Annotated in this window: 16 protein-coding genes; 10 read left to right on the forward strand and 6 right to left on the reverse strand. The window is 73.8% G+C overall.

Annotated elements, in window-relative coordinates; genetic code table 11:
- Positions 1-130 precede the first annotated feature (130 nt).
- The 5 genes from ACFP3R_RS02490 (at position 131) to ACFP3R_RS02510 (ending at position 4378) form a co-directional block, all read left to right on the forward strand.
- Entirely contained in the window at positions 131-382 is a 252-nt protein-coding gene (locus ACFP3R_RS02490) for a hypothetical protein (RefSeq protein WP_015097743.1), read from the forward strand.
- Positions 383-583: 201 nt separating this feature from the next.
- A complete protein-coding gene (locus ACFP3R_RS02495) occupies positions 584-1258 on the forward strand; it encodes a Crp/Fnr family transcriptional regulator (RefSeq protein ID WP_015097742.1) in 675 nt (224 codons plus the stop codon).
- 465 nt (positions 1259-1723) lie between these two features.
- Positions 1724-2968: an MFS transporter gene (locus ACFP3R_RS02500; RefSeq protein WP_380632280.1), complete on the forward strand. Its 1245-nt coding sequence runs from the start codon at positions 1724-1726 to the stop codon at positions 2966-2968.
- A gap of 510 nt (positions 2969-3478) precedes the next feature.
- Entirely contained in the window at positions 3479-3763 is a 285-nt protein-coding gene (locus ACFP3R_RS02505) for a hypothetical protein (RefSeq protein ID WP_380632281.1), read from the forward strand.
- Between the two features lie 30 nt (positions 3764-3793).
- Complete coding sequence (locus ACFP3R_RS02510; RefSeq protein ID WP_380632283.1) at positions 3794-4378, forward strand: hypothetical protein; 585 nt, start codon at positions 3794-3796, stop codon at positions 4376-4378.
- Between the two features lie 274 nt (positions 4379-4652).
- Here ACFP3R_RS02510 and ACFP3R_RS02515 read toward each other — a convergent pair whose 3' ends face one another.
- Both ACFP3R_RS02515 and ACFP3R_RS02520 read right to left on the reverse strand, forming a co-directional pair.
- Positions 4653-5420: an MBL fold metallo-hydrolase gene (locus ACFP3R_RS02515; protein ID WP_380632830.1), complete on the reverse strand. Its 768-nt coding sequence runs from the start codon at positions 5418-5420 to the stop codon at positions 4653-4655.
- Positions 5421-5563: 143 nt separating this feature from the next.
- Positions 5564-6328: an NUDIX hydrolase gene (locus ACFP3R_RS02520; RefSeq protein WP_380632831.1), complete on the reverse strand. Its 765-nt coding sequence runs from the start codon at positions 6326-6328 to the stop codon at positions 5564-5566.
- 69 nt (positions 6329-6397) lie between these two features.
- Here ACFP3R_RS02520 and ACFP3R_RS02525 point away from each other — a divergent pair, with 69 nt between their 5' ends.
- Together ACFP3R_RS02525 and ACFP3R_RS02530 are read left to right on the forward strand one after the other, a co-directional pair.
- A complete protein-coding gene (locus ACFP3R_RS02525; RefSeq protein WP_380632284.1) occupies positions 6398-6778 on the forward strand; it encodes a hypothetical protein in 381 nt (126 codons plus the stop codon).
- Complete coding sequence (locus ACFP3R_RS02530; RefSeq protein WP_380632286.1) at positions 6775-7716, forward strand: Gfo/Idh/MocA family protein; 942 nt, start codon at positions 6775-6777, stop codon at positions 7714-7716. Before ACFP3R_RS02525 ends, ACFP3R_RS02530 begins: the two co-directional genes overlap by 4 nt.
- Positions 7717-7991: 275 nt before the next feature.
- Here the strand turns inward: ACFP3R_RS02530 and ACFP3R_RS02535 are convergent, their stop codons facing one another.
- From ACFP3R_RS02535 to ACFP3R_RS02550, 4 genes are all read right to left on the reverse strand, one after another.
- Positions 7992-9329, reverse strand: coding sequence for a hypothetical protein (locus ACFP3R_RS02535; RefSeq protein WP_380632288.1), 1338 nt, complete (start codon positions 9327-9329; stop codon positions 7992-7994).
- A gap of 87 nt (positions 9330-9416) precedes the next feature.
- Entirely contained in the window at positions 9417-10019 is a 603-nt protein-coding gene (locus tag ACFP3R_RS02540) for a hypothetical protein (protein ID WP_380632290.1), read from the reverse strand.
- Between the two features lies 1 nt (position 10020).
- Positions 10021-10482, reverse strand: coding sequence for a RidA family protein (locus ACFP3R_RS02545; RefSeq protein ID WP_380632291.1), 462 nt, complete (start codon positions 10480-10482; stop codon positions 10021-10023).
- Positions 10479-10634, reverse strand: a complete 156-nt coding sequence (locus ACFP3R_RS02550) for a DUF4177 domain-containing protein (RefSeq protein ID WP_380632292.1) — start codon at positions 10632-10634, stop codon at positions 10479-10481. The genes ACFP3R_RS02545 and ACFP3R_RS02550 overlap by 4 nt, the downstream gene beginning before the upstream one ends.
- A 288-nt stretch (positions 10635-10922) precedes the next feature.
- On the opposite strand from ACFP3R_RS02550, the gene ACFP3R_RS02555 reads away from it, so the two are divergent.
- Genes ACFP3R_RS02555 through bagB form a run of 3 tightly spaced genes read left to right on the forward strand, consistent with a single transcriptional unit; the run spans position 10923 to position 13332 of the window.
- Positions 10923-11174: a hypothetical protein gene (locus ACFP3R_RS02555; RefSeq protein ID WP_380632293.1), complete on the forward strand. Its 252-nt coding sequence runs from the start codon at positions 10923-10925 to the stop codon at positions 11172-11174.
- 56 nt (positions 11175-11230) lie between these two features.
- Positions 11231-12223, forward strand: a complete 993-nt coding sequence (gene bagA / locus ACFP3R_RS02560; RefSeq protein WP_380632295.1) for an ATPase BagA — start codon at positions 11231-11233, stop codon at positions 12221-12223.
- Entirely contained in the window at positions 12220-13332 is a 1113-nt protein-coding gene (gene bagB, locus ACFP3R_RS02565; RefSeq protein WP_380632296.1) for an ATPase BagB, read from the forward strand. The genes bagA and bagB overlap by 4 nt, the downstream gene beginning before the upstream one ends.
- Positions 13333-13336: the final 4 nt, after the last annotated feature.

Here is a 13336-nt window from a genome sequence, read left to right on the forward strand (position 1 = left end):
ATCGCGGGGAACAGCAACGGCGAGCAACCAGCACCCCGCACCGGACGTCCCCTGTAAGAACGCACGACGACTCGCCGGAGTGACCCCCTCTCATGCGCGCCCGGGCGGATGCGCAAGGATCGGAGCCATCATGACTGCCTGGTTCGTCATCGCCGTTCCGATCGTGATCATGTTCTTCGCGCTCTTCATGGAGCGCGTCGAAGCTCGTCTCCGGCACGTCGCGGTGCAGGAGGACGAGGTCGAGGAGTTCCTGGAGTCGGCGCGCCCCGACGAGGTCAGGGCGCTCTACGGGCACGGCATCGGCCGCGCGCTGGAGCTGTTCCGGCTGCGCAGGCTCGGTGGCCGGGCCAGGAACCTGCGTCAGCGGCGCACCCGCCGCTAAGCGGGGACCACATCGGCGAGGCCCTCGGGGGTCACCCCCGGCGGGTCTCGTCGCGCTGTCCAGGGCGCTGTTGGCGGCGCGCCGAAAGGCGATCCCCACCACAGCCCTTAGACTGCTCTCAGTGATCGGCGGCAAGGCGCTGCTCCGCCAGAAGGCGGAACGCGCTCGACCATGCCGCCGTGTCTCGACAGGAGGGACGAGGTGGACGAGACCCTGGCCCGTGCGGGCATCTTCCAGGGGGTTGAACCGGCTGCAGCGGAGGCACTGGCGCAGACGCTGGAGTCCGTTGAATTCCCGCGTGGCCACGTGATCTTCGCGGAAGGCGAGCCGGGCGACCGGCTCTACATCATCCAGTCCGGGAAGGTGAAGATCGGCCGGAAGTCCCCCGACGGCCGGGAGAACCTGTTGGGGATCTTCGGCCCGTCCGACATGTTCGGCGAGCTGTCGATCTTCGACCCGGGTCCCCGCACGTCCACCGCGACCACGGTGACGGAGGTGCGGGCGGTCAGCATGGACCGGCCGGCACTGCGGCAGTGGATCACCAACCGGCCGGAGATCGCCGAGCAGCTGCTGCGGGCCCTGGCCCGCAGGCTGCGGCGGACGAACTCCATGCTGGCGGACCTGATCTTCACCGACGTGCCCGGTCGGGTGGCCAAGGCGCTGTTGCAGCTCGCGCAGCGCTTCGGCAGCCAGGAGGCCGGGCTGCTGCGGGTCACCCACGACCTGACGCAGGAGGAGATCGCCCAGTTCGTGGGCGCCTCGCGCGAGACGGTGAACAAGGCCCTGGCCGACTTCGCCCACCGCGGTTGGCTGCGGCTGGAGGGCAAGAGCGTGCTGATCCTGGACCCGGAGCGGCTGGCCCGCCGGGCCCGCTAGCAGGACGCGCCCGCCGGCCCACCGGCGGGAACAACAGAGCCGGGCGCCGCCCCCGACGCGGCGCACCGGCTCTGTTGTCGCGCGGCCCATCCCCCGACAGACCACGCCTCCACACCTCCGGCGCCCGCAGGCCCCGACCCTTCAGCGCCGGAAGGAGGTTTGGCTACCCGTCGCGACCTGGGCCGAAACGGGTGCGGGAAGGCTGTTTCGTCAACGATCGCACGAGACCCCTCCCCGCGCTCAAGGGTGTTCACCCTGGAGGACCCCCTGTTCAGCGGTTTTGTTGCAGGGTTTCACCCGGTCATCCCATTGTTGTTATCTGATCGCAACGAGATCCCCCCTTCGGGGCACCCCACGCGGGTGAGGCCATGACGCGCTCGTCCGTGACACGCCGGCGGCGTCCCGTGAGGAAACGCACCGGTAAATGACTGGTACGGGCGTACCAGTGGTCGCATACTGGTACGCATGTCCCACTCTGCCCGCCTCTCCGACTACCGCGCCGCCCTCACCACCCCCGCCATGCGCGGCCCCGTCGCCGCGTCCCTGCTGGCCCGCCTGCCGATCGCCATGATCGGCCTCTCGCTGCTGCTCTACGTCCAGCGCGAGCGGAACTCGTTCGCCATCGCCGGGCTGGTGTCGGCGGCGGCCCTGGTGGGCGTCGCGGTCGGGTCGATCGTGCAGGGCAGGCTGATGGACCGGTTCGGGCCGACGCGACCGCTGCTCTGCGCGGTGTCGCTGTTCGCGGTGTTCGTGGCGGTGGCCGTGACCGCGGTCGAGGCCGGCGTGGCGCTGCCCGCGCTCGTGCCGCTGGCGTTCGCCGTCGGGGCGACCGAGCCGATGGTCGGGTCCGCGTCCCGCGCGCTGTGGGCGCACGTGGTGCCCGCCGGGCCCACGCGGCTGGCCGGGTACGCCTACGAGGCCATCAGCATGGAGGTCTTCTTCATCCTCGGCCCCGGGCTGGCGGGTCTGCTGGTCGCGGCGCCGTGGGGCGGTACCGGCGTGGTGATCGGCGCGGTGTCGATGGTGGTCGGCGCGGTGTGGTTCGCGCTGAACCCGACCGTGCGGGGCGTGCGGCCGGAGCCCGCGCGGCGCAGCCTGCTGGGCGCCCTGGCGTCGCCGGGGATGCGGACGGTCGCGCTGGCCGCGCTCGGCTTCGGCGTGACCATCGGGTTCATCGAGGTGGCCGTGCCCGCCGCCGCGACCCGGGCGGGCCACGTCGGCGCGGGCGGGCTGCTGCTGAGCCTGTGGTCGGTCAGCTCGGTGCTGTTCGGCGTGCTGTACTCGATGCGGCCGTTCCCCCGGGCGATGCACCTGCGGCTGCCCGTGCTGCTGGGCGGGTTCGGGTTGCTGTCGCTGCTGCTGGCGGTGCCGACGGGGTTGATCGGGCTGGGCGTCGCGCTGCTCGTGGTGGGCACCCTGATCACGCCGCAGGCGACCACGCACTCGACGGCGATCGAGCAGGTCGCGCCCGCCGGGACGGCGACCGAGGCGTTCGGCTGGGTGGTGACCGCGGTGACGGTCGGGTTGGCGATCGGGCAGTCGGCGAGCGGGCAGTTGGTGGAGACGCACGGGACCGGGGTGGCGTTCGTGGCCGCCGGGGTGGCCGGGGTGGCGATCGCGGGGCTGGTGTGGCTGTTCCGCGGCACGGTGGCGGCCGGTGTGCCGGGGCTGCCGGAGCGGGACGAGGTGGAGCTGGCCGCGTCCCGCTGAGGCCGCCGCCCGCGCTCTTCGCCCTCTGCCTGCTTGGGGCTTCCTCTCCTCTGCCCGCTTGGCTTCCCCTGCCTGCTTGGCTTCCCTACTCGTTTGGGCCTTCCCCTGCCTCCCTGCGGCTCTTCCCGCCCTCAGCCCTTCTCCCCTTGCCCAGTCGCAGCCTCCTCGCCCTCTCCGGGGCCTCTCCTGCCTCCTGCGGCTTCTCCCCCCTCCCCGGCTGGAGCTGGTGGCCCCTCTCAGCCGGAGTTGTCCACAGGTGGGCCACCGAGCCCGGTTTTGTCGGTGGTCGGCTCTAACTTCATCCCATGGACGTGACCGCCACCACGACGGACCTGGCCTCGGCCGCCGCCGACACAGCGCGCCTGCTCCCCGGCAGGGTGCTCGACCCGGTGTTGGCGGGGCTCGTGCCGCGGGCCGACCGGCGCGGGGTCGAGTTGGCGTGCAGTGACCGCGAACACGCCGTCCGCCTGACCCGGCCCCGCCACCGTCCGCTCGGACGGCGCCGTCCTGGTGTCGGCCAAGCCCCTGGCGGACACCCGCCGCGACCTGGAGGACCCCCGGGTCCGCCTGGCCGTGGAAGGCTCGCGCCCGGCGGTCCGCACGACCGACGCCCAGGTCGCGCTCCCGCCACTCGACCTGGGCCCCCACCCCGGCGTCCCGGTCCTGCCGCCGGTGACCGGCTCGATGCCCGCGCGCACGCTCGCCACCACCCTGGCCGCCGTGTCGAGCGCCGCGCCGAAGGACGACGCCATACCTCTCTTCACGGGCGTGCGCGTGCACGGTACGGCATCCTGATTGGAACCGATCGCGACGGATCGTTATCGAATGGCATTCGCTTCGCTACCGTGGGCACGGACAGGCGAGCTGGACGTCCTGGCCCCGGCGGTGGTCCCGGCCGAGGCGTCCGGGCAGCCCGACCGCGGTGCCGAGGTGGCGGTCTACGCCGATGCCGACCGCATCGCCCTGTCCTGGCCAGGTGGCAGCACGAGTACCGCGCTGCCGGCTGCGCCGTTCCCCGACGATCGAGTGCGCAAGTTGCTGGAGGCGGTCATCGACAGCACGGTGTTGGTGGAAGCGGACGTCCTGGCGGGCGCCGTGCGCCGCGCGGTGCCCTACGCGGGCGCGCACGGCTCGGTGACCCTCCAGCTCCACGACGGTGAGCTGCGGGTGCGGGGCAGCGACCCGCAGGCGGGCGAGTCGGAAGAGTCGGTGAAGGCCACCATCGACGGCAACCCGGTGACCAAGACCTTCCAGGCCAGGTACCTCGCGGACGCCCTCCGGGCCTTCAGCGGCCGCCCGGTGGAACTCCGCATCCAGGACGGCCTGCGCTCCACGGTCCTCACGTCACCGACCGGCGTCGACGGCATGGAGCTGACCTATTTGGTGGTCCCCCTGCGCACCAACCCCTGACAACCGAGGCGTCGGCAAAGGTCACACGATGAGGTGATCATCGACGGAAAATGTACGGAAACACCGTCACCGATCATCGGTTAGACATGACGAAGCCGCGAACCACCCCGACTCCCCAAGCCTCCCGCCCCACCACCACCCGACCACCCCACCCAGCCCGTTCCCAGCACACCGGCCAGGGCCCGCCCCCGCCAGAGCAGGACACAGACCCTGCCGAAGCAGGAACCCCGCCCAGCAGGACACCGGCCCACCAGAGCAGGGCACGGGCCGCCCGTCAGATCAGGGGCGCGGGCCCATCAGGTGGCAGCCCCAGGTACTCCAGCTGCGACCTCACCGACCACTCGGCCGCGGGCCACAGGGAGCGGTCCACGTCGGCGTACACGAGTTCGACCACCTGCCTCGCGGTGGGTGCGCCGCCCAGGCGCTCGACCGCGGCCCTGACCTGGGCCAGCCGCTGCTCGCGGTGCTTCAGGTACGCCTGGGCCACCGCCACCACGTCGGGCAGCTCGGGGCCGTGGCCGGGGAGGACGGTGGTGCCGGCGGGGAGTGCGGCCAGGGTCTTGAGGGACGCCAGGTAGTCGCCCAGCTTGCCGTCGAGGACGGTGGTGCCCCGGCCGAGGATGGTGTCGCCGGTCAGGACGGCGTCGTGGGTCAGGAAGGAGATCGAGTCGTCGGTGTGGCCGGGGGTGGCCAGGGCCCGGATCTCCAGGCCGCCCGCTTCGATGACGTCGCCGCCGGTCAGGGCCGCGGCGGCGGTGCCCAGGGAGCGGGTCACGGCGTGCACGGGGGCGTTGACCAGCTCGCCGAAGGCTCGTGCCCCTTCCGCGTGGTCGGAGTGGCCGTGGGTGAGCAGGACGGCGTCCACCGGGCCGCAGGCGGCCACCCGGTCCAGGTGGGCGCGGTCCAGGGGGCCCGGATCGACCACGGCGCAGGTCGGTGAGCCCGGGGCGCGGAGGACCCAGGTGTTGGTCCCCTCCAGGGTCATCACGCCGGGGTTCTCGGCCAGCACCACCGACGCGAACGGTGTGACCTCGCGCAGCACGCCGTACCGGGCGCCGGGGCCGGCTTCGGTGGGGTGGCGATTCCCGGCGGGGCTGCGGTTCTCGGCGGGGTGGCGATCCTCAGCAGGGCGGCGGTTTCCTGCGGGGCGGGTGTCCTCGGCGGGGTGGCTGTCCTCGGTTGCGCTCACGGCACGATCACCCTCAGCACCCCGCCCTCCCGCACGATCTTCGGAATGATCTTCAACACCTCGCGCGGCGCGGCGAGGACCTCGGCCACCGAACCCAGCTCGGCCAGGTCCGCCAATGTCACCCAGGTGGGTGGCAGCAGCGCCCGGCGACCGTTCTTCCAGTCGGCCAGGGCTTCGGTGGGGCTCTGCCACTGGCCGTCGGACGCCTCGGTGGTCTGGTCGTCCGCGCGTTGCCCCGGCGGCAGCACCGCCACGAAGAACCTGGTGTCGTAGCGGCGGGGCTCTTCCTCCGGGGTCACCCAGTTCGCCCACGGGCGCAGCAGGTCGGCTCGCAGGACCAGGCCGGCCGAGGCCAGGAACTGGGCCAGTGAGAGTTCGCGCGCCACCAGGGCCGCTCGTGCCCGCGCGTAACCGGAGGTGTCCGCGATCACCGAATCGGGCGAGGGGCCGGCCAGCAGGACCCCGGACTCCTCGAACGTCTCGCGGACCGCCGCGCACACCAGCGCACGGGCCAGCCGGGGCGGGCAGGCGAACTTCTCCGCCCACCACGACGGCGGCGGCCCGGCCCAGGCCACGGACGTGTCGGCGTCGCGCTGGTCGACCCCGCCGCCGGGGAACACCGTCATCCCGCCCGCGAACGCCATCCCGGCGACGCGCCGCAGGAGGAACGCCTCGACGCCCGCCCCGCCGTCGCGCACCAGGACCACCGTGGCGGCGTCGCGGGGCGTGGCCGGCGGTCCGTCGAGCGGTTCCGGGGCCATCTCCGGCGGCAGCACCAGTTCGTCGGGTAGTTCGCGCACGGTCCGAGCCTACGACGAGGATCACCCCCCGTGGACACCACGCGAAAAGGCTGCCTGCTCAACGTCCTGCTGTTCGGCTTCGGCGCGGTCCTCGGCACCGGTCTGACGGCGGTCGCGGCCGTGCTCCTCTTCCTGCCCTCCAGCACGACGATCTCCACGGACGAGGGAACCCCGAACGTGTACGTCAAGGAGCGGTCCCGCCTGCTGGGCGGCACCGATCACGAGGTGTGGCTGGGGCAGACCGCGGACTACGGCCACGTCGTCCCCGTCCCCGACGCGTGGGGGACCTCGCCCGAGGTCGTCCGGACGCCGGAGGGCGTGGAGCTGCGGTTCACCACCGGTGCGGGGAACGGTGACATCCGGGGTGGGCGGATCTTCGTGCCGGCGGAGGCTTACGTCGGTGGCCGATGAAAGTCGGGTGGCCGGACGGCGCGCGACCTAGGATCTGCGGTGTGGACGATCAACTGCGCGTAGGGCTCATCGGCGCCGGCCCCTGGGCGAACCAGGTGCACGCGCCGGGCATCGCCGACCACCCCGGCACCCGCCTGACCACCGTCTGGGCCCGGCGCCCGGAGGCCGCCGAGCACCTGGCGGGCACCTACGGGGCGACCACCGCGCCGACCCCCGAGGACCTGCTCGACCAGGTGGACGCCGTCGCGTTCGCGGTGCCGCCGGAGGTGCAGGCCCCGATCGCCACCGAGGCCGCCGCGCGGGGCAGGCACCTGATCCTGGAGAAGCCCATCGCCGCGACCCTGGACGACGCGGAGCGCCTGGCGGACGCCGTCGAGCGGCACGGCGTCGCCTCGCTCGTCGTGCTCACCAGGCGCTACGCCCCCGAGACCCGGGAGCAGCTGGCGCAGCTCGGTGACGCGGGTGGCTGGGTCGGCGGCAGTGCCCGCTGGCTGACCGGCGCCCTGCTCGGCGGCCCGTTCTCGCACTCCGCGTGGCGGCACGAGCGCGGCCCGCTGGACGACGTCGGCCCGCACGCCTTCGACCTGCTCGACGCCGCCCTGGGCCCGATCACCGACGTCGTCGCGGCCGACCGCTCCGAGCACGGCCTGTGGCAGGTGGTCCTGCGCCACGAGGGCGGCGCCACGAGCGTGGCCACGATGACCATGACGCTGCCGATCAACCCGGGCATCTCCGAGGTCGTGGTCTACGGCGAGCACGGTCACCGCGTGCTGGCCGACCGGGGTTCGACCGCGCAGCAGTGCTTCACCAACCTGCTGGACGACTTCGTGGCCATGGTCGACAGCGGCACGACCGAGCACCCGCTGGACGTGCGGCGCGGCCTGCACCTGCAACGGGTCATCGAGCTGGCGCGCCGGAAGGCGACGGGCGGGGCGTGAGGTCCGGGCCGGTCGGCCGGGCTGGGCGTGAGGCCCGAACCGGCCGGGCAGGGGCAGGCGCGGGGCTGGGCGAGGCATACGGCCGGGTGGAGGGCTGAGCGCGCGGCCTCGCGGGCCGGGCGGGAGGGCTGAGCGCGCGGTCGAACGGAAGGGCTGGGCGCTGGGCCAGGCGCGGGGCTGGACATACGGCCGGGTTGGGCGCTGGGCACGAGGCTCGGCCCCGGCGCCCGCGCTGAGCGGGGGCCGGGGCCGAGTCGTCGAACGCGGTGCGGCTGCTAGCCGGACTGCCTGCCGTTGTTCCGCTTGGGCAGGCCGTTGACGAACTCCGGTCCCCCGGGCCACGTCTGCTGCTCGCGCTGCGCCAGCTCCTCGTGCAACTGCTGGAGCAGCGCCCGCTCCCGGTCGCTGAGCTTGGCGTCCACGGTCGGCGGGAGCTGCACGGAGGCGGGCGCGTGCCCGTCCGCCAGCGCCGCCTGGAGCGCCGCCAGGTCGTCCGGGCCCAGCTCCATGGTCACCTCGGACCGCGACAGCGGGTGGTCGTCGGGCAGCGGCAGCGGGGTGGCGATCGCGGGCGCGATGGACAGCGGCTCGACGAGCACGGGCTCGGGCTCCGGCTCCGGCTCGGTGGTCGCGGGCTCGGCGGCCACCGGTTCGGCGGTCACGGCGGGTTCCGCGGCGGCGGGCTCGTGGACCGCGGGCTCGTCGAACGCGGGCTCGTCGAACGCGGGCTCGTGGACCGCAGGTTCGTCGAACCCGGGCTCGCCGACCGGGTGGTCATGAGCCGCGTGCTCGTGGACCGAGTGCTCGTGAGCCGCGTGGACCGCGTGCTCGACCGGGCGCCGTTCCTCCTCGGCCGGTTCGCGCACGGGCAGGCGCTTGACCGGCTTGGGCGGGAACGGTTGTGCGCCCTCGTAGGAGTCGACGCGGGCGCGTCGTGACTTGGAGCCGGTCTGGGGTTCGGCAGGCACCGGTGCCGGCTCGACCACCGGTGCCTGGTCCCGGACGTCGCCATCGAACCAGGTGGTCGGGTCGGGCGGTGGTTCGGGTGTGGTGGAGCCGGACGGGAAGAACACCTCGCGGGCCGTGGTGGTGGCCGCGGCGTGGTACTCGCCCAGCGGCGTGCCCACGGTCAGCACCTCGACCGCGGCCCGGATGCCCGCCTGCCGCAGCACGGTGTCCACCCGGTAGGCGGTGGCGGGCGCGAAGCCCGACGGGCCGATGTCCACCAGGACGACCCGCTGGGGCAGCGGTCCGGGCGTGGCGCCGGACGGGCTGGACCGCCAGGTCGCCCGCACGCCCCGCACGTCCGGCAGCGTCGACAGGGTCCGGCCGAGCACCTCGCCGAGGCCCTGGGCCGGGTCCGACTCCGCGGTGAAGCGGTGCCGGGGCACGGGCACCTGCTCGACGGCGAACAGCCGGTCGGCCAGCCCGGGGTCGGAGCGGACCCCGGCGAGCAGCTCACCGACCTCGTGCCGCTCCTCCGGGGACACCGGGATGCGCCCCGCCAGCAGGCAGCCGACCAGCAGCTCCACGGCTCTGTCCAGCTCGGCGACCGCCAGCAGCTCACGGGCCTGGGTCAACGCGTCGTCGTCGACGCGTCCGGCCAACGCCAACAGGAGGTCGTGTAAACGGACGGGGAGTCCCACTCCGTCGTTCGTCACGCCTGCTCTCCTTCCGGCCCGCGCGGGGAGCGCCGAGCTCTAGACGGGCACCAGGTGCCCGTCGGCCTCCGCGCCGGTGCACACCAGCTCCGAAGCCTCCAACGCCGCCCGGTGGTAGGGCGACAGGTCCAGTCCGGCGGGCAGGACCTCGACACACGGGTCGTGCTCGCCGAGCGCCCGCAGCACCCGCTGGAGCTCACCGGCCAGCCGGGCGAACCCTGACGTGGCGGTGACCAGGACGAGCCTCCTGGGGCCGTTCCCGCCCAGCCGCCACGAGGCCCGGACTTCGCCGACCCCGGGTCGCCCGCGCAGGGTCGCTCCGAGCACCACGGTCGCGGAGTCACCCATTGACACCCGATCGGGTGATTCCGGGGAGAAGGTGTAGCCGGGATCGGGCAGTTCGTCCAGTCCCCTGATGGAACTGATGGCGGAGCGGTCGGCCCCGTGCGGCACGAGGGCGTCCACGAGCAGGCGCTGCTCCTGGTCGGTCAGGCCGACGCGGTCGTGCAGCAGCGTGCGGGGCAGGACCCGGGCGAGCACCAGGATCCCGTCCGTGGCGGCCCAGTCGCGGAACCGCCACAGCACCTCGTCCGGGAGCCTCCCGGCCAGGCGCAGCAGCAGCTCGTGGCACGTGTCCGACATCTCACTCCCCGCCGATCTCGACGATCAGTTCCACCTCGACGGGCGCGCCCAGCGGCAACTCGGCCACGCCGACCGCCGACCGCGCGTGCCGACCGGCGTCGCCGAACACCTCGCCGAACAGCTCGGACGCGCCGTTGACCACGGCGGGCTGCCCGGTGAAGCCCTCGGCGGAGGCGACGAAGCCGACCACCTTGACCACGCGGACGACCGAGTCGAGGCCGACCAGGGCGTCGACCGCGGCGAGCGCGTTCAGCGCGCAGGTGCGGGCGTGGGCCTTGGCCTCCTCGGGGCTGACGTCGCCGCCGACCTTGCCGGTGGCCGCGAGGGAGCCCTCGACGAACGGCAGCTGGCCGGAGGTGAAGACCAGGGTGCCGCTGCGCTGGGCGGGCACGTACGCGGCGAGCGGGGCCGCCACCCCGGGCAGTTCGATGCCCAGCTCGGCCAGGCGCGCGGTCCAGCTCATGCCTTGGGCCGCTTCAGGTAGGCGACGTGCTGTTCGCCGGTCGGGTTGGGCAGCACGGTCACCAGTTCCCAGCCGTCGGCGCCCCACTGGTCCAGGATCGCCTTGGTGGCGTGGATCAACAGCGGGACGGTCGAGTACTCCCACGTCTGCATGGCGGGCAGCCTAGCGGCATCCCCCGGGTGGCGGCGGGTGTTGGCGGGCATCGGGGTCGGCCCGGACCTCCGGCCGCGGTTCCCGGACGCCCCGCCGCCGCGGTGGGGTCGTCCCCACCGGTGCCGGCCCCGCCGCGGCATGATCGGGTCGGCCCGGATCACCGCACCGGGCACCGCACCGCCGATCCCGTCGCACACGGTCACCCGGTCGAGTCTAGGGACCACCCTTTACGCAGAACTGCGGTTTCCGCAGGTGACGACGCGGTCACCAGGCGCTACCTTGATCACGTGGAAACGTGGCGGATCGTCGCCACCAGCGCGTTCCTGGTGGGCGGGCTGGTGATGGTGCTCGTGGGCATGGCGCAGGCCCGCGACCGCAAGGGCGCCCGCCCGGGGGACGTGCGGCGCGCGGCGCTGATCGGGCTGGTCGTGGTCGCGGTCGTCGCGGTGCTCATCGCCTACCTGCTGCCGTCGGTGGTGGCGTGGGGCGTGGTGGGGGCGACGGCCCTCGCGGTGGTCTTCATCACCATGTGGGACTGACGTGGCGGCCCTCCTCCGACCAGCGGATCACCCGACCGCGCGCCTAGGCTGACCCGGTGGACGGCTGGACCGACGAACTCACCCGCGCCCGCCTGCACGTGGTGACGGGCAAGGGCGGCACGGGCAAGACGACGGTCGCCGCGGCGCTGGCCCTCGCGCTGGCCACCGGCGGGCGGCGGGTGCTGCTGGTGGAGGTCGAGAACCGGCAGGGCATCGCGCGGCTGTTCGACCGGCCGCCGCTGCCCTACGCGGAGCAGCGCATCGTCTCCGCGCCCGGCGGCGGGGAGGTGCGGGCGCTGGCCGTGGACCCGGAGGCGGCGCTGCTGGAGTACCTGGACATGTTCTACAACCTGGGCTTCGCCGGCCGGACGCTGAAGAAGATGGGGGCGGTCGAGTTCGCCACCACGCTGGCGCCGGGCCTGCGGGACGTGCTGCTGACCGGCAAGGTCAAGGAGTGCGTGCGGCGGACCGGCAAGACCGGGCGGCACGAGTACGACGCGGTGGTGCTGGACGCGCCGCCCACCGGCCGGGTGGTCCGCTTCCTCGACGTCACCCGCGCCATGGCGGACCTGGCCAAGGTGGGCCCGATCAAGGGGCAGAGCGAGGGCGTGGTGCGGCTGCTGCACTCCGGCGACACGGCGGTGCACCTGGTGGCGCTGCTGGAGGAGATGCCGGTGCGCGAGACCCTGGACGCGGTGGCCGAGCTGGACGGGGCCGACCTGCGGCCGGGCGCGGTGTTCGTCAACCGGGTGCGCCCGCCGCGGCTGCCCGCCCGGTCGGTGGCCGCGGCGGCGGCGGGCCGGGTCGACGTGGAGCAGGTGCGCGCGGGCCTGGTGGCGGCGGGTCTCGACCTGGCCGAGGACGTGCTGGAGGGCCTGGTCGAGCAGACCGGGGAGCACGCCGCGCGGGTGCGCGCGGAGCAGCGGGCCAAGGAGAAGCTGGCCGAGTCGGACCTGCCGACCCTGGACCTGCCCGAGCTGACCGACGGGGTGGACGTGGCCGCGCTCTACGAGCTGGCCGAGGTGATGGTCGGGCGGGGTGTGCGGTGAACCTGCTGGACGTGGACGCGCTGCTGGACAACCCGGCGACCAGGGTGCTGGTGTGCTGCGGCTCGGGCGGCGTGGGCAAGACGACGACGGCCGCCGCGCTGGCGGTGCGGGCCGCGGAGCGGGGTCGGCGGGCGGTCGTGCTGACCATCGACCCGGCCCGCCGGCTCGCCCAGTCGCTGGGCCTGCGGGAGCTGGACAACAACCCCCGGCGGGTCGAGGGCGGGTTCCCCGGCGGGCTGCACGCGATGATGCTCGACATGCGCCGCACGTTCGACGACATGGTGTGGCAGCACGCGGGCCCGGAGCGGGCCGAGCAGATCCTGGCCAACCCCTTCTACCAGACGATCTCCACCTCGTTCTCCGGCACGCAGGAGTACATGGCGATGGAGAAGCTGGGCCAGCTCGTCGCGCGGGACGAGTGGGACCTGATCGTCGTCGACACCCCGCCCAGCCGGTCGGCGCTGGACTTCCTGGACGCGCCGCAGCGGCTGTCCACGGTGCTCGACGGCCGGCTGATCCGGATGCTGTCGGCGCCCGCCCGGGCGGGCGGGCGCGGCATCCGCAAGATCGTCGGCGCGGGCTTCGGCCTGTTCACCAAGGCCGTGTCGACGATCGTGGGCAACCAGCTCCTGAACGACGCCTCGACGTTCGTGCAGGCGCTCGACAGCACCTTCGGCGGCTTCCGGCAGCGCGCCCAGGCCACCTACGACCTGCTGCGGTCACCGGGCACGGGATTCCTGGTGATCGCGGCGCCCGAACCGGACGCGCTGCGGGAGGCCAGCTACTTCGTGGAGCGGTTGAACGCGGAGCACATGCCGCTGACCGGTCTGGTGGCGAACCGGACGCACCCGGTGCTGGCCCCCCTGCCGGCGTCGAGCGCGCTGGCCGCGGCGGACCGGCTGGAGCGCTCCGGTGACGCCCCGCTGGCCGCCGCGGTGCTGCGGGTGCACGCGGACCGCGTCGCCGTCGCCGAACGGGAGAAGCGGCTGCTCGCGCGGTTCACCCGCGCGCACCCCGGTGTTCCGCTGGTCGGCGTGCCCGCGCTGCCGACCGACGTGCACGACCTGGACGGCCTGCACGAGATCGGTCGGCGGCTGGCGGGCGAGTGAACCC

Origin of the sequence: Saccharothrix lopnurensis, from assembly GCF_042658445.1 — a bacterium.
Taxonomy (GTDB): Bacteria; Actinomycetota; Actinomycetes; order Mycobacteriales; family Pseudonocardiaceae; genus Actinosynnema; species Actinosynnema lopnurensis.

Bases quoted from the DNA above. Each gene is read 5' to 3' on its own strand.
- ACFP3R_RS02520 (WP_380632831.1), bottom strand. From the start codon at position 6,328: ATGGCCCCGGAACCGCTCGACGGACCGCCGGCCACGCCCCGCGACGCC.
- ACFP3R_RS02545 (WP_380632291.1), bottom strand. From the start codon at position 10,482: ATGAGCTGGACCGCGCGCCTGGCCGAGCTGGGCATCGAACTGCCCGGG.
- ACFP3R_RS02510 (WP_380632283.1), top strand. From the start codon at position 3,794: ATGGCATTCGCTTCGCTACCGTGGGCACGGACAGGCGAGCTGGACGTC.
- ACFP3R_RS02500 (WP_380632280.1), top strand. From the start codon at position 1,724: ATGTCCCACTCTGCCCGCCTCTCCGACTACCGCGCCGCCCTCACCACC.
- ACFP3R_RS02490 (WP_015097743.1), top strand. From the start codon at position 131: ATGACTGCCTGGTTCGTCATCGCCGTTCCGATCGTGATCATGTTCTTC.
- ACFP3R_RS02530 (WP_380632286.1), top strand. From the start codon at position 6,775: ATGAAAGTCGGGTGGCCGGACGGCGCGCGACCTAGGATCTGCGGTGTG.
- ACFP3R_RS02550 (WP_380632292.1), bottom strand. From the start codon at position 10,634: ATGCAGACGTGGGAGTACTCGACCGTCCCGCTGTTGATCCACGCCACC.
- ACFP3R_RS02540 (WP_380632290.1), bottom strand. From the start codon at position 10,019: ATGTCGGACACGTGCCACGAGCTGCTGCTGCGCCTGGCCGGGAGGCTC.